General features: G+C 66.7%; 18 protein-coding genes. 9 read left to right on the top strand and 9 right to left on the bottom strand.

Annotated elements, in window-relative coordinates; all coding sequences use genetic code 11:
* Positions 1–165: 165 nt before the first annotated feature.
* Positions 166–612 carry a DNA polymerase III subunit chi gene (locus tag AAC979_RS04550; protein ID WP_371345648.1) on the bottom strand — a complete coding sequence of 149 codons (447 nt, stop codon included), beginning with the start codon at positions 610–612 and terminating at the stop codon, positions 166–168.
* A gap of 43 nt (positions 613–655) precedes the next feature.
* On the bottom strand, positions 656–2,164 hold the full coding sequence (locus AAC979_RS04545) for a leucyl aminopeptidase (protein ID WP_371345647.1): 1,509 nt from the start codon (positions 2,162–2,164) through the stop codon (positions 656–658).
* A gap of 200 nt (positions 2,165–2,364) precedes the next feature.
* Here AAC979_RS04545 and lptF point away from each other — a divergent pair, with 200 nt between their 5' ends.
* From lptF to rsmA, 6 genes are all read left to right on the top strand, one after another.
* The gene (gene lptF, locus AAC979_RS04540; RefSeq protein WP_371345645.1) at positions 2,365–3,525 is read left to right on the top strand and encodes an LPS export ABC transporter permease LptF; all 1,161 of its coding nucleotides are present in this window, start codon (positions 2,365–2,367) and stop codon (positions 3,523–3,525) included.
* A 48-nt stretch (positions 3,526–3,573) separates the two neighbouring features.
* Positions 3,574–4,659 (top strand): LPS export ABC transporter permease LptG, encoded by a 1,086-nt coding sequence (gene lptG, locus AAC979_RS04535; protein WP_371345644.1) that lies wholly within the window; start codon positions 3,574–3,576, stop codon positions 4,657–4,659.
* Between the two features lie 107 nt (positions 4,660–4,766).
* Positions 4,767–7,199 (top strand): LPS-assembly protein LptD, encoded by a 2,433-nt coding sequence (locus AAC979_RS04530; protein ID WP_371345642.1) that lies wholly within the window; start codon positions 4,767–4,769, stop codon positions 7,197–7,199.
* Between the two features lie 102 nt (positions 7,200–7,301).
* Positions 7,302–8,282, top strand: coding sequence for a peptidylprolyl isomerase (locus tag AAC979_RS04525; RefSeq protein ID WP_371345641.1), 981 nt, complete (start codon positions 7,302–7,304; stop codon positions 8,280–8,282).
* Positions 8,283–8,289: 7 nt separating this feature from the next.
* Positions 8,290–9,306, top strand: a complete 1,017-nt coding sequence (pdxA, locus tag AAC979_RS04520) for a 4-hydroxythreonine-4-phosphate dehydrogenase PdxA (protein WP_371345640.1) — start codon at positions 8,290–8,292, stop codon at positions 9,304–9,306.
* A gap of 7 nt (positions 9,307–9,313) precedes the next feature.
* The gene (gene rsmA / locus AAC979_RS04515) at positions 9,314–10,183 is read left to right on the top strand and encodes a 16S rRNA (adenine(1518)-N(6)/adenine(1519)-N(6))-dimethyltransferase RsmA (RefSeq protein ID WP_371345638.1); all 870 of its coding nucleotides are present in this window, start codon (positions 9,314–9,316) and stop codon (positions 10,181–10,183) included.
* A 31-nt stretch (positions 10,184–10,214) separates the two neighbouring features.
* Here the strand turns inward: rsmA and gmk are convergent, their stop codons facing one another.
* The 7 genes from gmk to fabD all read right to left on the bottom strand — a co-directional run bounded on the left by gmk (position 10,215) and on the right by fabD (position 16,645).
* Complete coding sequence (gene gmk, locus AAC979_RS04510) at positions 10,215–10,835, bottom strand: guanylate kinase (RefSeq protein WP_371348996.1); 621 nt, start codon at positions 10,833–10,835, stop codon at positions 10,215–10,217.
* Between the two features lie 71 nt (positions 10,836–10,906).
* A complete protein-coding gene (locus AAC979_RS04505) occupies positions 10,907–11,794 on the bottom strand; it encodes a YicC/YloC family endoribonuclease (RefSeq protein WP_371345637.1) in 888 nt (295 codons plus the stop codon).
* A gap of 85 nt (positions 11,795–11,879) precedes the next feature.
* Positions 11,880–13,016: an endolytic transglycosylase MltG gene (gene mltG / locus AAC979_RS04500; protein WP_371345635.1), complete on the bottom strand. Its 1,137-nt coding sequence runs from the start codon at positions 13,014–13,016 to the stop codon at positions 11,880–11,882.
* A 120-nt stretch (positions 13,017–13,136) separates the two neighbouring features.
* The gene (gene fabF, locus AAC979_RS04495) at positions 13,137–14,399 is read right to left on the bottom strand and encodes a beta-ketoacyl-ACP synthase II (RefSeq protein ID WP_371345634.1); all 1,263 of its coding nucleotides are present in this window, start codon (positions 14,397–14,399) and stop codon (positions 13,137–13,139) included.
* Positions 14,400–14,471: 72 nt separating this feature from the next.
* Positions 14,472–14,708 carry an acyl carrier protein gene (locus tag AAC979_RS04490; RefSeq protein WP_131834805.1) on the bottom strand — a complete coding sequence of 79 codons (237 nt, stop codon included), beginning with the start codon at positions 14,706–14,708 and terminating at the stop codon, positions 14,472–14,474.
* A 226-nt stretch (positions 14,709–14,934) separates the two neighbouring features.
* Entirely contained in the window at positions 14,935–15,672 is a 738-nt protein-coding gene (fabG, locus tag AAC979_RS04485) for a 3-oxoacyl-[acyl-carrier-protein] reductase (RefSeq protein WP_371345633.1), read from the bottom strand.
* Between the two features lie 22 nt (positions 15,673–15,694).
* The gene (gene fabD / locus AAC979_RS04480; protein ID WP_371345631.1) at positions 15,695–16,645 is read right to left on the bottom strand and encodes an ACP S-malonyltransferase; all 951 of its coding nucleotides are present in this window, start codon (positions 16,643–16,645) and stop codon (positions 15,695–15,697) included.
* Between the two features lie 476 nt (positions 16,646–17,121).
* Between fabD and rpsF the strand changes: the two genes are divergently transcribed.
* The 3 genes from rpsF to AAC979_RS04465 all read left to right on the top strand — a co-directional run bounded on the left by rpsF (position 17,122) and on the right by AAC979_RS04465 (position 18,964).
* Complete coding sequence (gene rpsF / locus AAC979_RS04475) at positions 17,122–17,598, top strand: 30S ribosomal protein S6 (protein ID WP_371348995.1); 477 nt, start codon at positions 17,122–17,124, stop codon at positions 17,596–17,598.
* Positions 17,598–17,867 (top strand): 30S ribosomal protein S18, encoded by a 270-nt coding sequence (rpsR, locus tag AAC979_RS04470; protein ID WP_244377301.1) that lies wholly within the window; start codon positions 17,598–17,600, stop codon positions 17,865–17,867. The genes rpsF and rpsR overlap by 1 nt, the downstream gene beginning before the upstream one ends.
* A gap of 140 nt (positions 17,868–18,007) precedes the next feature.
* Entirely contained in the window at positions 18,008–18,964 is a 957-nt protein-coding gene (locus AAC979_RS04465) for a DUF2232 domain-containing protein (RefSeq protein WP_371345630.1), read from the top strand.
* Positions 18,965–19,005: the final 41 nt, after the last annotated feature.

Here is a 19,005-nt window from a genome sequence, read left to right as displayed (position 1 = left end):
TGTGTTGCTGTCGAGACACAATTCTCACGCCGCACTTGCCGACCGTGAGACTGCCGGAAACCCCGTCAAAAGCCTTGGTAAATCAGGGGTTAACGGGCACGCGCCCGAATTCTTCGCCGCAGGGCGCCGCGGAATGTGGCGGCGGGCGCCACCCGTGGGCCGCAATCAGCGGCGCTGCCAGCGCCCGTTCTCGTCCTGCTGCCAGTAGGTCACGTCGTGACCTTCGGCCTTCGCCGCGCGCCACGCCTGGCGAACAGGTTCGACGGCTTCGGAATCGTTGCCGTCAAAGAGATGGATCACCCGCTGATAGCGGCCCGTGTCGGGAATCAGCGCGCCATCAATGAGAAAGCGCACCACAGCGCCGTTGAGATTCGATTCGTCTGTGGTGAGCAGAATGGGCTGCCGGGCCGGCTCGCCCTGGCGGTCGGTGCCGTGCGGCAGGAAGGCCGCGTCGTCATAGGTCCACAGCAGCGCGTCCAGCGCCTCGATGCGCTCCGTGGACGTCGCTTGCACCGCGCAGCGCCAGCCCCGCTCCAGGCACTTCTCCAGAAGCTGGGGCAAGGCGGCGTCGAGCGGCCGGTTCTGCAGGTGATAGAAGAGCACGTCGCTCAATGTCCCCTCCCCCGCAGGCCCGGCCGCGCGCTACCCGTGTCGGTCACGATTCGTAGTGACGGGCCACCAGATCGTCGAGCAGGCGCACGCCCCAACCCGAGCCCCAGCTGCGGTTGAAGTCGGTCGCCGGCGAGGACATGGCCGTGCCGGCGATGTCGAGATGCGCCCAGGGCACGTCGCCGACAAAACGCTGGATGAACTGCGCGGCGGTGATCGAGCCGCCGAAGCGCCCGCCCGTGTTCTTCATATCGGCGAACTTCGAATCGATCAGCTTGTCGTACTCGGCGGAAAGCGGCAGGCGCCACACCTTCTCGCCCGTCGTCAGCCCCGAATCCGTGAGGCGTTCGGCCAGAGTGTCGTTGTTGGAGAACAGGCCCGCATGCTCGGTGCCGAGCGCGACGATGATGGCGCCGGTGAGCGTGGCGAGGTCCACCATGAATTGCGGCTTGAACCGCTCCTTGGCGTACCAGAGCACGTCGCCGAGCACGAGCCGGCCTTCGGCATCGGTGTTGATGATCTCGATGGTCTGGCCGGACATGGAGGTGACGATGTCGCCCGGCCGCTGCGCCTTGCCATCCGGCATGTTCTCGACGAGGCCGATGAGACCGACCACATTGGCCTTGGCCTTGCGGCTGGCCAGCGCATGCATCAGCCCGACGACGCAGGCGGCACCGGCCATGTCGCCCTTCATGTCCTCCATGCCGGCGGCCTGCTTGATGGAAATGCCGCCGGTGTCGAAGACCACGCCCTTGCCGACGAAGGCCACCGGCGCCTCATCCGCCTTGCCGCCGTTCCACCGCATCACCACGACGCGGCTCTCCTCGCCCGACCCCTGGCCGACGCCGAGCAGCGCGCCCATGCCGAGCTTCTTCAGGTCCTTCTCGCCCAGCACCTCGACATCCACGCCCACCTTGGCGAGGTCGCCCGCCCGCTTGGCGAATTCGGTCGGGGTGAGCACATTGGCAGGCTCGTTCACGAGATCGCGGGCGATCACCACACCCTCGCCGATGCCCTCGCGCTTCTTCCAGGCGCGCTTCGCGGCGGAATCGTCCGCTATATAAAGCGTCACCTTCGGCTTCGCGGTCGCCTCATCGGGCTTCTTCTTCGTCTTGTAGCGGTCGAAGGCATAGGCGCGCAGGCGCAGGCCAAGCGCCAGTTCGGCCGCGGCCTCGCCCGGCACCTCGCCACCCGGCAGCGCCAGGATGACGCTCACATCCTTTGCCGCAGCCGGCAGGCGGCCCATGATGGCCCCGCCCAGCTTCAGCCAGTCGAACGCCTTGAGGTCGGCGGGCTTGCCAACGCCCATGACGAGAAGGCGCGAAGCGTCGAGACCCGCCGGCGCCAGAAGATCGATCCCCTTGCCGGATTTACCGGTGAAGCGCTCGGCCTGCATCGCGTTCGCCAGCTGGGCGGAAGCGGGAGCAAGCAGCGCTTCGACCGACGGCGCAAAGGCTGGGGCGTCCCCTTCCACTGGCTCGGCGGCGAGAACGACGACGTGTCCCTCCAGGCGGGCCGGGAGCTTGGCAAAACTGATCTTCACATGGTCGGGCATCGGGGCACCTTGAGTTGTCGCGGCTCGGTTCGTTTCTCTTTAGCCGAATGAGCGACAGGGCACGAGCCTCAAACGGGCCGTGTGGGGGACGCGGCTCCGCCCGATTTGCGCCGAAACGCACGGGCAATTATGCATCATGCACAAGCATGGCCACGCCGGGGCAGCGGGCAGTCGTCGACAGGGATCAGGATAGCCGCTGGATGAACCGCCTGGATCGCTATGTGTTCCGATCGGCCGTGACCGCGTTTCTCGGGACGCTGCTCGTGCTGACCGCCATGATCTGGGTGACGCAGGCCCTGCGTGAACTCGACATCATGACGACGCAGGGCCAGACGATCCTCGCCTTCATCCTCATCACGGCCCTCGCTCTCCCCGCTCTTATTCTCGGCCTCGCGCCGGCGGCTCTGTTCATGGCGGTGGCGCAGACGCTCTTCCGCATGAACAGCGATTCCGAGATCGTGGTGGCGAGCGCGGCCGGCATCTCGACCTGGCGTTTCCTGCGTCCGCTGGTGATTCTGGCGCTGCTGGTGGCGGCGGGCTGCGCCGCGCTGTCGATGGAGTTGGTCCCGGCGGCGATGCGCCAGTTTCGCTACGAAATCACCCGCGTGCGCGCCGATGTCGTCGCGTTCATCGCCCAGCCCGGCCGTTTCACCACTTTGGCGCAGGGCATGGTGTTTCATGTGCGCGAGCGTAACGCCAACGGCGTGCTCGGCGGCATTTTCATCAATGATGCGCGCGATCCCAAACAAGTGAACACCTATCTCGCCGAGCGCGGCCAGGTGATCGATTCCGCCGAAGGCACTTTCCTCGTGCTCGAAGACGGCGCCATTCATCGGCGCACACCGGGCAAGGCCGACAGCAATGTCGTCGAGTTCCAGCGCTACGCCTTCGATCTCTCCCCCTTCACCAATAGCGGCGAGCCCACCGTCTACCGCGCGCCTGAGCGGCCCTTCGCCGACCTCTGGAACCCGGACCCGAACGACATTGTGATCCGGCTGGAGGGCAAGGGCCGCTTCACCGAAGAGCTGCACCGAAGGCTCTCGCTGCCGCTCTATGTGCTCGCCTTCTTCGCCATCGCCTGCGCCGCACTGGCGGAACCGCGCACCACGCGCGAGGGGCGCGGCCTGGCGCTGGCCGGCACCGCGCCGTTCATCATCTTTCTGCAGGTGGCGAGCTTCGGGCTGGTCAACCAGGTACGGGCCGAGCCCGCCCTGATCCCGGTGGTCTATCTCGTGCCGACGCTGTTCATCCTCGGGGCGATGGTCTCGCTGAGCGGGCGCTTCAAGCCGCGCATGCCGGAAGCGATGCGCATACGGATCGACCGCCTCGCCCAGCGCGTCGTGCGCGCGACCGTGAATTGAGGCCCTGATGCGCAATCGCGACGACATTACCGGCAACGGAGCGGCGGCATGATCGGGCCGACGCTGGGCTTTTATTTCGGGCGGCGGTTCATCACCTCGGTGATGGGCATTTTTGTCGGCTGCGCCAGCCTGATCATGCTCATCGACCTGCTCGAACTCTCCCGCCGCGTCGGCGAGCGCGATGTCGATTTCACCACGCTGCTGCTGCTCGTGTTCTACCGCATGCCGTTCTTCACCGAGCAGCTCCTGCCGTTCGCCGTTCTGTTCGGGGCGATCGGCACCTTCCTCACCCTCTCGCGGCGGCTGGAGCTGGTGGTGGCGCGCGCGGCGGGCATTTCCGCGTGGCAGTTCATCGCCCCCGCCGCACTGATCGCCCTGGCGCTCGGCACGTTTTCCACAACCGTCTACAATCCGGTCTCGGCCGCTTTCAAGGATCGGGCCAGCCGGCTCGAGGCGGAGATCTTCAACCGTCAAACCGGGCTGTTCTCCGCCGGACGCAGCGGCTTCTGGCTGCGCCAGCAGAGCGTCGACGGACAGGCCATCATCCAGGCGGCGGCCACCTCCAATGGCGGGCGCGAACTGACCGGCGTCAACGTGTTCCTGTTCGACGACAACGACAAGCTGCTGGAGCGGATCGAGGCGCGCCGCGCCACTCTGGATCCCGGAGCCTGGCGGCTGGAAAATGCGCGCGTATTAACTCCCGCAATAGGTTTGCAGGAGTACGACGTGTACATGCTGGCCACCAATCTCACCCCCAATCAGGTACAGGATTCGCTTCAGAGCGAGACCGTGCCGTTCTGGGATCTGCCGGCCGCCATCGAGGCGGCCACGCGGGTGGGATTTGGCGCCGAGCGCTATCGGCTGCAGTATCAGAGCCTCCTCGCCCGACCCGCGCTATTGCTGGCGATGGTGCTCATCGCGGCATCGGTGAGCCTGCGCGTGTTCCGCTTCGGCGGCATCGGCCAGACGATTCTCGGTGGCGTCGCGGCCGGCTTTCTGCTTTATGTTTTCACCAAGCTCGCCGAGGACCTCGGTGAGGCCGGGATTGTGCATCCCGTTATAGCAGCGTGGTTTCCAGCGGTCGTAGGAGCATTGATGGGCGTTCTCATCCTGCTTCACCGGGAGGACGGATGAAGGTCGGCAGCGTCATAGCCGGCCAGGCAGATTCGGCGATCCCGCGACTGAAACGTCGCCTGCGCCGGTCGGCCTGTGCGTTTGTTTTCGGAGCAGGCTCCGTCGCGTTGGTTGCCTTCGGCCCGGCGACGCCGGCGCGTGCCCAGACGACGGCGGCCCAGCCGACCGCGGCTCAGACATCGGCCCAGCCCTCCGCTGCCCAGCCGGCCGGCCTCGCCGGCGGCCTGATCACGCGCCAGACCGATCCGAACGCCAAGATGCTGGTGACGGCGGACCAGCTCGTCTACGACAACAACCGCAACGAGGTGATCGCCGAAGGCAATGTGCAGATCTATTACGACGGTGCCGTGCTGGAAGCGCGCCGCGTCGTCTATGATCGCACCGCCAACCGGCTGCGGGCGGAAGGCGGCGTGCGCCTGAAGGATAAGGACGGCACCGTCATCGCCGCCGACAATCTCGACCTGTCGCAGGACTTCAGCAACGGCTTCGTCAATTCGCTGCGCATCGATTCGGCGCAGGACATGCATTTTGTTGCCGCCCGCGCCGATCGCGAGAACGGCGACACCACCGTGCTGACGAGCGGCGCCTACACGCCTTGCGAACCCTGCAAGGACAACCCGCAGAAGCCGCCGATGTGGCAGGTGAGAGCGGCGAAGATCATCCATAAAGAAAAGGAGCAGATGATCTATTTCGAGGACGCCAGGCTCGAATTCCTGGGCGTTCCGATCGCGTGGGTGCCCTATCTTGAAGCTCCCGATCCGACGGTGAAGCGCAAGTCCGGCTTCCTCATTCCGCAGTTCATGAGCACGTCCGAGATCGGTTACGGGGTCAGCATCCCGTATTTCTGGAACATCGCGCCCAATATGGACGTGACGTTCTCGCCGCTCTTCGTCTCCAAGCAGGGCGTGATGCTCGACGCCGAGTTCCGGCACCGGCTGGAAACGGGCACCTACAGCATCCGCGCCGCCGGCATCGACCAGCTCGACAAGGACGAGTTCCAGGGCCAGCCCGGCTATCGCGAGCAGCGCGGCATGATCGAGACGCACGGCCGGTTCAACATCAACGAGAACTGGTACTGGGGTTGGGACGGCTGGCTGATGTCGGACGAGACCTTCCTCCAGGACTACAACCTGATCAATGCGACCACCCGCGAGGTGACCTCCCAGATCTATCTCGTCGGCCAGGGCGACCGCTCCTATTTCGATCTCCGGGCGATGTATTTCACCGGCCTGACCTCCTATGACGTGGAGGCGCAGCAGCCGGTCATCCATCCGGTGCTGGACTACAGCAAGACGCTCGGGGAATCGGTCTTTGGCGGCCAGTTCAGCTACGACATCAATTTCACCAGCCTGACCCGCGACGAGATCGACCTGCGGGCCACCTCGGCGGCCTACGCGCCGCTCGTGCCGGAGCTTTATGACGGCCCGACCAACCAGTGCGATCTCACCCGTGTCGCCAACGCCGGCGCGAACCTGCGCGACGCCTGCCTGATGCGCGGCATGGTCGGCAGCTATTCCCGCCTGTCCGGCGTGGTCGACTGGCGCCGCACCTTCATCGACCAGGCCGGCCAGACCTGGACGCCGTTCTTCAACATGCAACTCGACGTGGCCTCGGTGCAGGCCCAGACGGAAGACGAGCCCTGGCTCGGCACCGGCGGCGACACGCAGCTCGTGCGCGCCATGCCGGCCGTCGGCCTGGAGTACCGCTACCCCTTCATCGCGGTGCAGAACTGGGGCACTCAGACCATCGAGCCGATCGCCCAGGTCATCATCCGCCCGGACGAGACCCATATCGGCCAACTGCCCAACGAAGACGCGCAGAGCCTGATCTTCGACGACACGAACCTGTTCGAGATCAACAAATATTCGGGCTATGACCGCGTGGAAGGCGGCGGGCGCGCCAATGTGGGCATCCAGTACACCGCCAATTTCAATGATGGCGGGCAGATCAACGCCCTGTTCGGCCAGTCCTACCAGCTCTTCGGCACCAACTCCTACGCCAATTACGACATGGCGAATACGGGTGCCGAATCCGGTCTGGAGGACGACGTGTCCGACTATGTGGCCCGGCTTTACTACCAGCCGACGGCGAATTTCTCGCTCATCAACCGCTTCCGTTTCGACAATGACGACTGGTCGGTCGAGCGCTACGAGGTGGAAGGGCGGGCCGTCATCAACAAGCACCTCACGGTTTCGGCTCTCTACGGGCTCTACACCGCCCAGCCTCTGCTCGGTTATTATGAGGAACGCGAGGGCATTCTCGGCACAGGCACGCTCAAGCTGAACGAGAACTGGAACCTGCAGGCGGCAGCGCGCTACAACCTGAACCTCGACGAGATCGACTTCACCCTGTTCGGCATTTCCTATGTCGACGAATGCTTCGGCATCGCGCTCAGCTACCGCTCGGACTACACGGAAAGCGGCAATCGCCAGCGCGTCGACACGGTGCTGGTGACGTTCACGCTGAAGACGCTGGGCGAGGCGGGCTTCTCTTCCGAGGTCGGGTCGAGCGGCGGCAGCAGCAGCAACAGCAACGATTGACGACGGCGTCGCATTGACGCCACATCCACCGACAAGAACAGCGCGCAGGGGCGCCAAGCGAGACACGCCGAACGCCGGTTCGCGAGCCAGAGTGGAGAGAAAATGCGTGGTCGGTCTTTGATACGGGATGGCTGGCATGCCGGCCATCGTCGGGTCTTCGGGCCGTACGTTCGCGCGCTCCTGCTTGGCTGCGCCCTCGGCGCGGCGTCTCCCCTCCTGCCCGCTCCGGCACAGGCGCAGCAGATTCTCGTGCTGGTCCAGGGGCAGCCGATCACCAGCTTCGATGTCGCCCAGCGCATCAAGCTCGCCCAGCTCACCGAGCGGAAGAACCTGTCCCAGAAGCAGGCGCTTGAGGAACTGATCGACCAGCGCCTGAAGATCGTGACGGCGGAGCGCTTCGGCGTCACCGCCGACAAGGATGAAGTCGACAAGATGTTCGCCCGCATGGGCAGCCGCACCGGCCGCACGCCCGAGCAGCTAACGCAGGCCCTGGCGCAGTCCGGGCTCGATGCCGGCATGCTCAAGGCCAAGATGCGGGCCGACTTCGTGTGGAACAACTATGTGCGCGGCCGCTTCTCATCGGTCGCGACCATCCGCGATTCGGATGTCTTCGCGGCGCTTCAGTCCAAGGGCGAGGACCTGACCCGCGCCCAGCGCACCACGGAATACACCATTCGCCAGATCGTGCTTGTGGTCGGGCGCACGGCCAATCCTGGCGAGCGCTCGCAGCGCATGGCGGAAGCCAATAATCTGCGCAAGCAGTTCCGTGACTGTGAGGCGGGCGTCGATATCGCGCGGGGGATGCGCGAAACAGTGGTCCGTGACCCGGTCATCCGAACCTCGGCCGATATGAGCGAGCCGGTGCGCAAGATCATGGACGACACGCCGGTGGGCCAGTTGACGGCACCGGAGGTCTCCCGCGCCGGCATCGAGATGATTGCCATCTGCGACCGCCGCGAAGTGGTCGGCGAAAGCGCGCAGAAGCGTGAAGTCCGCGCCGAGCTGGAGAACAAGCAGTTCGAGGCGGTGTCGAGAAAGCTGCTCGACGAGGCGCGCAAATCCGCCATGATCCAGTACCGCTGAGCCGCCCATGGCACGCCCGTCGCGCGCTCTGGCGCTCTCTCTGGGTGAGCCGGCCGGCATTGGGCCCGACATCACGCTCACCGCCTGGCTGCGACGCGACGAGCGTAACCTGCCGGCCTTCTTCGCCATTGGCGATGCCGCGCTGCTGCGCCGCCGGGCCCAGGCGCTCGGTCTCGCTGTGCCGGTGCAGGAATGCGCTCCGGAAGAAGCCGGTACCGTGTTCGCCCGTTCGCTGCCGCTGGTCAGTGCCGGCCCCGCGGTCACCGCCCTGCCGGGTCGCCCCGACCCCACGAGCGGCCCTGCCGCCCGCGCGGCGATCGACCTGGCCGTTGCATTGGTGAAGGCCGGGCGCGCCAGCGCGGTCGTCACCAATCCGATCGCCAAGGCCGTGCTCTATGCCGACGGCTTCGCCTTTCCCGGCCACACCGAATATCTCGCCTATCTCGCGGGCAGCCCGGCCCCTCGCCCGGTGATGATGATCTGGTCGCCCGAACTCGCCGTCATTCCCGCCACCATTCATATACCGCTCGCTGACGTGCCGCGCCATTTCACCCGCGAATTGCTGATCGACACCGCCCGTATTGCCGCTCACGATCTGCGGCACCGCTTCGGCATCGCCGCGCCCCGCCTCGCCGTCTGCGGGCTGAACCCGCATGCGGGCGAGGAGGGCACGCTCGGGCGCGAGGATGAAGAGATCACCCGCCCCGCTGTCGAAACGCTGCGGCAGGAAGGGCTCGACGTGCGAGGCCCCCTGCCAGCCGATACCCTGTTTCACGCCGCCGCCCGCTCCACCTATGACGCTGCCATCGGCGCCTATCACGATCAGGTGCTGGCGCCGGCCAAGGCTCTTGCGTTCGACCGGGCAGTGAATGTGACGCTGGGTCTGCCTTTTGTCCGTACGTCCCCCGATCACGGCACCGCCTTCACTCTCGCCGGTACCGGCCGTGCGGACCCGTCCAGCCTGATCGAGGCGCTGCGTCTGGCGGATCGGCTCCGCGCGCGTGACGCGGCGGCGGAAGGCTGAGGTCGGCATGACCATCGACACCCTGCCACCGCTGCGCGAGGTCATCCGCGCGCATGGTCTTTCCGCGCTGAAGTCGCTGGGGCAGAATTTTCTGCTGGATCTCAACCTCACCTCGAAGATTGCCCGCACCGCCGGGCGGCTCGACGAGCGGACGGTGATTGAAGTCGGCCCCGGCCCGGGCGGACTCACCCGGGCGATCCTGGCGCTTGGCGCGCGCCGTGTGGTCGCCATCGAACGCGATCCGCGCTGCGTTGCGGCGCTGGCCGAGGTGGCCGCGCATTATCCCGGCCGGCTTGAGATCATTGAAGGCGATGCGCTGGAGATCGACTATCGGGCGCTGCTGGCGCCGGAGGAACGCGCCGTCGTCATCGCCAACCTGCCCTACAATATCGGCACGCCGCTTCTCATCGGCTGGCTCTCCGCCGATCCCTGGCCCCCTTGGTATGAGAGCCTGACGCTGATGTTCCAGCGCGAGGTCGCCGAGCGCATTGTCGCGGCGCCGGGCGACGCTCACTATGGCCGCCTCGCCGTGCTGACCGGCTGGCGCGCGCAGGCGCATATCGCCTTCGACGTGCCGCCCTCCGCCTTTGTGCCGCCGCCGAAGGTCACGTCCTCCGTGGTCCATCTCGTCCCGCGCCGCGAGCCCCTTCCCTGCTCGCTGAAGGTGCTGGAGCGCGTCACCGAGGCCGGGTTCGGCCAGCGCCGCAAAATGCTGCGGCAAAGCCTCAAAAGCCTCGGTGTCGACAGCGGCGCGCTGCTGGAAGCCGCCGGCATCGCCCCGACCGAACGCGCCGAGCGGGTGACGGTGGACGGCTTCGTCGCCCTCGCCAATGCGTGGATGACCCTGCGCGAGGCGGGCGCGCCGGGCAGAGCGTAAGCGCCGATAGCACGCCGAGCGGAAGGCCCGTTTACGCCACCAGTTCCGCCAGCTCGCTGTCGAGCCGCTCGATCACTGGCTCGAGGCCCGGCTGGCGCTCGCGGCGCAGCCGCTCGGCGAGCAGGATGTTGCGCAGATTGGCGAAGGTCGAGTTCAGGTCGGCATTGACCAGCACGTAATTATAGTCACGCCAATGGGCGATCTCGGTGCGGGCGTTGCGCAGGCGCTTCTCGATGACGCCCGAGGCATCCTCGGCGCGCCGTTCCAGCCGCGTCTTCAGCTCGGCGGCCGAGGGCGGCAGAATGAACACGCCGACAATGTCGGGGCGCATCTTCTCATAGAGCTGCTCGGCGCCCTGATAGTCGATGTCGAACAGCACGTCCCGTCCCGCCGACAACGCGGCCTCCACCGGCTCGCGCGGCGTGCCGTAGAAATTGCCGTGAACCTCCGCCCATTCCAGCAGATCGCCGGCGTCGCGCAGACGCTCGAAGCGCTCGCGGGTGAGGAAGTGATAATGCACACCCTCGACTTCGCTCGGCCGCCGGCCCCGCGTCGTCACCGACACAGAGAGGTAGATGTCGGGATTCTGTTCCAGCAGCAGCCGGGCGAGCGTTGATTTTCCCGCGCCAGAGGGGGAGGAAAGGATCAGCATCAGCCCGCGACGGCCGCCAATAGCGGCACCGGGGCTCGCGGCATTCTCGTTGGTGTCGGTCACCCTGTCCCTCACTCGATATTCTGAACCTGCTCGCGGAACTGCTCGACGACGCTCTTCAACTCCAGCCCGATGGCGGTCAGCGACACGTCATTGGCCTTGGAACAGAGCGTGTTGGTTTCGCGGTTGAACTCCTGCGCCAGGAAGTCGAGCCGCCGCCCGATGGCCCCGCCCTCGCCCAGCATAGTGCGGGCCGCCGCGACATGGGTGACCAGGCGGTCCAGTTCCTCGCGGACATCGACCTTGGCGGCGATCACCAGCGCCTCCTGGTGCAGCCGGTCGGCATCAAAGCTCGCGCCCGTGTCCATCAAACCGCGAATCTGATCGGCGAGCTTGGCACGGATCGCCTCCGGCCGCCGGGAGGGATTGGCTTCGGCGGCGGCGGTGAGCCGGGCAATGGCATCGAGCCGCTCGCCCAGCACGAGGGCGAGCGCCGCCCCTTCCTGCACCCGCATGGCGGCGAGGTCGGCCAGCGCTTCCTCGAAGCCGGCGATGATCGCCGCCTCCAGCGCCGCGCGGCCGGCATCCGTCTCCTGCGCCTCGCTGATCTCCAGCACGCCCTTCAGGCCGATGAGACTTTCCAACTGCACCGGCGGAGCGCCCAGTTCCTCCGCCACCCGGCGTACCGACTGGGCGATGGTGCGCAGCACATGCTCATTGACACGCACGCTCACCTCGGGGTCGGCGCGCGTGAGCGAAAGGGCGGCGTTGACATTGCCCCGGGCGAGCACGCGGGCCGCGCTCTGGCGTAGGCCGTTCTCCAGCCCCTCCCAGCCGCCGGGCAGCCGCAGGCGCAGATCCAGCCCCTTGCCATTGACCGATTTGAGCTCCCAAGCCCAGCTCCAGGCACCGCTGGTGCCCTGCGTGCGTGCGAAACCCGTCATGCTGGCCAGCGTCATACGTCCCCCCTGCCCCGTCCCCGGACGGCGGGCGGACCATAACGGCGGGCGCCGCCGGCCTCAAGCCGGCACAACGCGCTCGCCTTCAGTCGACGGGCGTGGCGCCTGTCGTGCCGGAGGTGCCGGCCGGCTGCGCCGCAGGGTCGACCTTGCGCTCGCGCTCGATCTGGCGCCAGCGCGCAACATTCTTGTTGTGCTGGTCGAGCGAGGGGGCGAAGGCGTGGCCGCCGGTGCCGTCGGCGACGAAATAGAGATTGTCGCTCTTGGCCGGGCGGGCGGTCGCCTCAAGGGAGGCGCGGCCGGGATTGCCGATGGGACCGGGCGGCAGCGCCGGGATGGTGTAGGTGTTGAATGGCGTCGGCGTGGTGATGTCGGTGCGGGTCAGCGGCCGCTCCAGCCGCCCCTTGCCGCGCACCAGTCCGTAGATGATGGTCGGGTCCGACTGCAGCCGCATCTTCTTGTTCAGCCGGTTGACGAACACGGCGGCGACTTCCGCCCGCTCCTCGGGAACGCCCGTCTCCTTTTCGACAATGGAGGCGAGAATGACGAGTTCCTGCGGTGATTTCAGCGGCAGGTCGGGGTCGCGCTGGTCCCAGATTTCCTTCAGCGCCGCGTCCTGCGTGCGCGCCATGCGGCGCAGCAAATCCTCGCGCGACGTACCACGGGTGATCTTGTAGGTGTCGGGCATGAGGCTGCCCTCACGCGGCACCTGCCGCACGTTCCCCGAAAGCTCCTCGACATCGAGGATTCGCTCGACGATCTGGTCGCTGGTCAGCCCTTCGGGAATGGTGACGACATATTCGATCACCTTGCCCGAGACGATCGTGCCCAGCACCTGCTGGATCGAGGAGCCGGCGGCAAAGGCATATTCGCCGGCCTTCAGCTTGCTGGAGGCGCGCGTGCCCACGGCCGCGCCGACAAAGACCCATTTGTCGTCAATGACGCCCTGCCTTTCCAGCAGGTCGGCGATGTCCATCACGCCGTAATCGTTCGGCACGATCACCGCCTTGTCCGCGGTCAGGGGGCCGGGCGCGTAGTAGCGGGTCTTGCCGATCCACAGTGCGCCGCCCCCAAGCACGATGGCGACGATCAGCAGGGTGAACACCATGCTGCCGGCGACGATGAGTGGGTGATTGGCGCGGCGCGACGCCCGGTGGGGGTCACTCGCCTTGCCGGCGGGTGTCGGAGCGCCGGGCGGGGTCGGGGAAGTCGGATCGGTCATCGGATGCCTCGCCTCGCGTTCGCGGGCAGCGCAACGCACTGGCAGACTACCCGGAAAAATGGCGAAAGCGGGAAAGCGACCACCTTAAGGCGCCGCTCGCCCGCCGTTTGCCGGTCTTGCTCAGTTAGCGTAGCGCTTGAACACGACGGACGCGTTGGTGCCGCCGAAGCCGAAAGAGTTCGACAGCGCATACTCGATCTCACGCTTGCGCGGCGTGTGCGGCACAAGGTCGATCGGCGTGTCGACCGACGGATTGTCGAGATTGATCGTCGCGGGGGCGATCTGGTCACGGATGGCGAGCAGCGAGAAAATCGCTTCCACCGCGCCGGCAGCGCCGAGCAGATGGCCGATCGCCGACTTGGTGGACGACATCGACACCTTGGCCGCATTGTTGCCGAGCAGCCGCTGCACGGCGCTGAGTTCGATCTCGTCGGCCATGGTCGAGGTGCCATGGGCATTGATGTAGTCGATCTGCGCCGGGGTGATGCCCGCACGCTTTAGCGCCGCGGTCATGCAGCGGAAGGCTCCGTCGCCGTCCTCGGACGGGGCGGTGATGTGATAGGCGTCACCCGAGAGACCATAACCGACGATCTCGCCATAGATCTTGGCGCCGCGCGCCAGCGCGTGGTCGAGCGCCTCGACCACGACGACGCCGGCCCCCTCGCCCATGACGAAGCCGTCGCGGTCTTTGTCATAAGGCCGCGACGCCTTCTCCGGTGTGTCGTTATAACTGGTCGACAGCGCACGGCAGGCAGCGAACCCCGCAAGCCCGATGCGACTGATCGACGATTCGGTACCACCCGCCACCATCACATCGGCATCGCCGAAGGCCACCAGGCGCGAGGCGTCGCCAATGGCGTGCGCGCCGGTTGAACAGGCCGTGACCACGGCGTGGTTCGGGCCCTTGAGGCCATGCTCGATCGAGACATAGCCGCCAGCGAGATTGATGAGGCGGCCGGGAATGAAGAAGGGCGACACGCGGCGCGGCCCCCGCTCCTGCATCAGCAGCGCGGTTTCGGCGATGCCCTGAAGGCCGCCAATGCCGGAGCCGATCATCACGCCGGTGGCACACTGGTCATCATAAGAGGACGGATGCCAGTCGGCATCGTCGAGAGCCTGACGCGCCGCTGCCATGGCATAGATGATGAAATCGTCGACCTTGCGCTGCTCCTTCGGCTCCATCCACTGGTCGGGATTGAAGGTGCCGTTGGTGCCGTCGCCGCGCGGAATCTGGCAGGCAATCTTGGCCGGAAGGTCAGAAACGTCGAAACCCTCGACGCGACCGGCTCCACTTTGTCCAGCCAGCAGACGCTGCCAGGTGATGTCGACGCCGCATCCGAGCGGCGTCACCATGCCGAGGCCGGTAACGACGACGCGCCTCATCCGATATCTCCGGAGAACTTCACACCAAGGGCGCCGCGACGGGCGAACCGCCGCAGCGCGCGCGAACGGCCCTCAGGCCGCGTTCTTTTCCAGGAAGTTGATCGCGTCGCCGACGGTCAGGATCGTTTCGGCCGCGTCGTCGGGAATTTCGCAATTGAAGGCTTCTTCAAAGGCCATGACCAGCTCGACCGTATCGAGGCTGTCCGCGCCGAGGTCGTCGATGAAGCTGGCATTCTCGGTAACCTTCTCGGGCTCGACGCCCAGATGCTCGGCTACAATCTTCTTCACGCGCTCGGCAATATCGCTCATCGGTTCACCCTCGTCCGTATCCGGAGGTTGCTACGTTGTACCATTTGGCCCCCGCGCGAACGCGGCTTTGGCGGCCTGCTTTTTTGCCCCGATTACAGGATGTCTCGAACGATTCCGCAATGGAACTGCGGTGTTCAACCCTGTGAGCCGAGGCGGCTGTTAGCACACTTCAAACGCCAAAACCAGCACAGTTAAGGGCCGGTTAAAGGCGCTCGGGCGGGCCTCGTCAGATCATTGCCATTCCGCCATTCACATGCAGCGTCTGGCCGGTCATGTAACCGGCTTCGGCGGATGCGAGATAGACGGCGGCGGCGGCGATGTCCTCCGGCGAGCCCAGCCGCGCGGCCGGGACGGCGGAGAGAATCGCCTGCTTCTGCTTGTCGTTCAGCACGTCGGTCATCGGCGTGGCGATGAAGCCCGGCGCGATGCAGTTCACCGTCACGCCGCGCGCCGCCACTTCCTTGGCCAGCGCCTTGGACATGCCGATCATGCCGGCCTTGGCGGCGGCATAATTGCCCTGACCCGCATTGCCGGTGACGCCCACCACCGAGGTGATGCCGATGATGCGGCCGGTGCGCCGGCGCATCATGGAACGGGCGGCGGCGCGGGTGAGGCGGAAGCCGGCGGTGAGGTTCACCGCGATCACCGTGTCCCACATTTCATCGGTCAGCCGGACGAACAGGCCGTCCCGGGTGATGCCGGCATTGTTCACCAGAATGTCGAGCTCGCCCATGGCCTCCTCGGCCTGCGGCACCAGTTGCTCGACCTGTTCGATATTGGAGAGGTCACACGGCAGCACATGGGTGCGCTCGCCCATCTCGGCGGCCAACGCCTCCAGCACTTCGCGGCGGGTGCCCGACAAGGCCACCGTCGCGCCTTGCGCGTGCAGCGCCTTGGCGATGGCGCCGCCGATCCCGCCCGTGGCGCCGGTGACGAGCGCCGTCTTCCCGGTCAGATCGAACATGGGAAACTCCTGAATTGCTGTCTCAAGCCTGGGCTGCGGAAGCGGCGTAGGCGGCAACATCCTCGGGCGCGCCAACGCTTGTCGCTGCCACCTGGCGGGCGATACGCTTGGTGAGTCCGGAAAGCACCTTGCCAGTCCCCACCTCGACCAGCCGGCTCACGCCCTGCTCCGCCATGAACGCGACGGATTCGCGCCAGCGCACCGTGCTCGTCACCTGCTGGACCAGCAGAGCGCGAATCTCATCCGGCGCGTTGACCGGCGCGGCAGTGACATTGGCGATCAGAGGCACCTTCGGCGCCCGCACCTCGACGCCTGCCAGCGCGTCGCGCATGGCGTCGGCGGCGGAAGCAATGAGACGGCAGTGGAAGGGGGCGGAAACCGTGAGGGGAATCGCGCGTGAGGCGCCCTCGCGCTTGGCGATCTCGCAGGCGCGCGCGACGGCGGCCGCATTGCCGGAGACCACAACCTGACCGGGCGCATTGTCATTGGCGATGTCACAGACCTCGCCTTGCGCCGCTTCCGCCGCCACGGCGGCGACCTGATCGAAGTCGAGGCCGAGAATCGCCGCCATGGCGCCGGTGCCGACGGGCGTCGCCGCCTGCATGGCGGTGCCGCGCAGGCGCAGCAGCCGGGCCGTATCGGCAATGGAGAGCGAACCGGCGGCCGCGAGGGCGGAATACTCTCCGAGCGAGTGGCCGGCGACAAAAGCGGCATCGCGGGCGAGATCGAGCCCGGCTTCCGTTTCCAGCACCCGCAGCGCGGCGAGCGACGACGCCATCAGGGCGGGCTGGGTGTTCGCGGTCAGCGTCAGCGTCTCGATCGGTCCGTCCCACATGATGGCGGACAGCTTCTCGCCGAGCGCCGCGTCGACTTCCTCGAATACGGCGCGGGCGGCCGGGAACTGCTCGGCGAGGGCCTTGCCCATGCCGACGGCCTGGCTGCCCTGACCGGGAAAAACGAACGCGAGGCTCATGACGCTGGAGTGACCTATACGCTGAGAATTGGCGGGCGCAGGAACAACGCCCTGCGTCCCATGTCAAGTTGCAGTGCCGAAGGCCTGTGGGCAGGGCGGCCGGTTTCAGCGGACCGGCGCAGCGACGCGCGTGGCAGGGCCGCGGGCCAACATCCTTGCATCAGCCGCTGGCCGGGCAGCCATGAGTGTATAGAGTGTCAGAGGCGGCATCGCCGCCCGGCGGGCGAACACGCGTCCATGGCCGCCGCGCACCTTGATTTCGCGCGGTTTTAGCGTATAAGCCCGCCCACTGTCAGTCCCGGCCGGGGGCTGAACGGACGGTCGCGCATGGCTTTTCGCCGGATGCGGCAGCGAATCCGAGGATTCGCGTCGTCCCGTGTCCCCGCCTTCGAGAATATTCGAGCCTTTCCGGGCTCGAAGGGCTCGGCGTCGGGAGGATGGCCGCAATAGTGCGGAACATTGGGAAAGGCATGAACATGGCTCTTTACGAGCACGTGTTCCTCGCGCGCCAGGATGTGACGGCGCAGCAGGTCGAGGAACTCACGACACGCTTCAAGGGCGTGATCGAAGCGAATGGCGGTACGGTTTCCAAGACCGAGTACTGGGGCGTGAAGACGCTTACCTACCGCGTGCGCAAGAACCGCAAGGCGCATTTCTCGCTGATGAACATCGACGCCCCCCCGGCCGCCGTGGCCGAGATGGAGCGCCAGATGCGCATCGACGAGGACATCCTGCGCTACCTCACCATCCGGGTCGAGGAACTCGAAGAAGGCCAGTCGGTCATGCTGCAGAAGCGCGACCGCGACGACCGCGGCGATCGCGGCTTCGGTGATCGCGGCTTCGGCGGCGATCGCGGCTTTGGTGGCGGCGGGCGCGGCTTCGGCGGCGATCGTGGCGACCGCGGCCCGCGCCGTGACCGTGAAGAAGCTCCGGCCAACGTGGAGACTGAGTGATGGCTTTCGGTGGCACCGGCGGCGCGGCCGCGAACTCCTCGGGCGCCCGTCGCCCCTTCTTCCGCCGTCGCAAGACCTGCCCGTTCTCCGGCGCCAACGCGCCGAAGATCGACTACAAGGACGTGCGGCTGCTGCAGCGCTACATCTCCGAGCGCGGCAAGATCGTTCCCTCGCGCATCACGGCCGTCTCGGCCAAGAAACAGCGCGAACTCGCCCAGGCGATCAAGCGCGCGCGCTTCCTCGGCCTTCTGCCCTTCGTGATCCGCTGATCGCGTGACGCTTGCGTCCCCGGCTGCGGCCGGGGACGCCTCCTGAACCACATTTCCGACAGGTCGCCAGCCTTCCGGCGGCCTTGGCTGGGACGGACGATGATCCGCCCCTAACCGCTAAAGGGCGGGACAGCGCGTCGATGATACAGAACTGGCTCATAGCGCTTGGCGCCGGCGCGGCGTCCGCTCTTCTGGTGGCGACCGTCTCCACCGGCAGCCCGCTCGCGCTCCCGCTGTTCTACCTCGCCCCTCTGCCCGTCCTCATTGTCGGCCTCGGCTGGACGCATCTGTCGGCACTGGTCGCGGCTTCCGCCGCAGCCGTGGCGATCGGCGCGTTCTTCGGCCTCGAACTGCTCGTCGCCTATGTCGCGGGCGTCGGCCTGCCGGCCTATGTGCTGGCCTATCTCGCCCTGATGGCGCGGGAACCGCAGCCCGGCGCACCGCTGGAATGGTTTCCCGTCGGCCGGATCGTGCTCGCCTCCGGCATTCTTGGCTGCCTTGCGGTCGCGGCACTGATCCCGCTGGTGGCCGGCAGTGTCGAAGGCTACCAGGCGGCGCTGCGCGCGCTGTTCCAGGCGATGTTCGAGGAAAATCCGGGCGCCGGCGGGCCGGATGTCGAGCGCATGATCGACCTTCTGGTCCTCATCATGCCGCCCGCCGCCGCGGTGGTGACCATGGTGACGCAGATCGGCAATCTGTGGCTCGCCGCTCATGCCGCCCGGCTGTCCGGCCGGCTGATGCGTCCCTGGCCCGATCTCGCGGCGATCACGGTGCCGCGCCCGACAGCCGTCGTGCTCGTCGGCGCTTTCATCGCGGCGAACCTGGCCGGCGGCTTCGTCGGGCTGCTGGCGCAACTGCTGGCCTCGACGCTGGTGATGGTGTTCGCCTTTGTCGGGCTGGCCGTCATCCATTGGGTGACGCGCGGCGCGGCCGGGCGGGCGCTGGTCATCGCCACCGTGTGGATCGCGGCGCTGGCGCTCGGCTGGCCCTTCGCCATTCTCGCCCTGCTTGGCCTTGCCGAAACACTGTTCGGCGTGCGTGCCCGGTTCCGCAAGGGCGGACCGCCGGGCCGACCGCCCGCTGCCAATGACCTCTGAATTCCCCGACCTTTCCACATTGACGCATTGAATGGAGAACT

The organism is Ancylobacter sp. IITR112 (assembly GCF_041415945.1).
Taxonomy (GTDB): Bacteria; Pseudomonadota; Alphaproteobacteria; order Rhizobiales; family Xanthobacteraceae; genus Ancylobacter.
The sequence above is the reverse complement of the archived record's forward strand: the minus strand, read 5'-3'. Positions and strand labels throughout refer to the sequence as shown.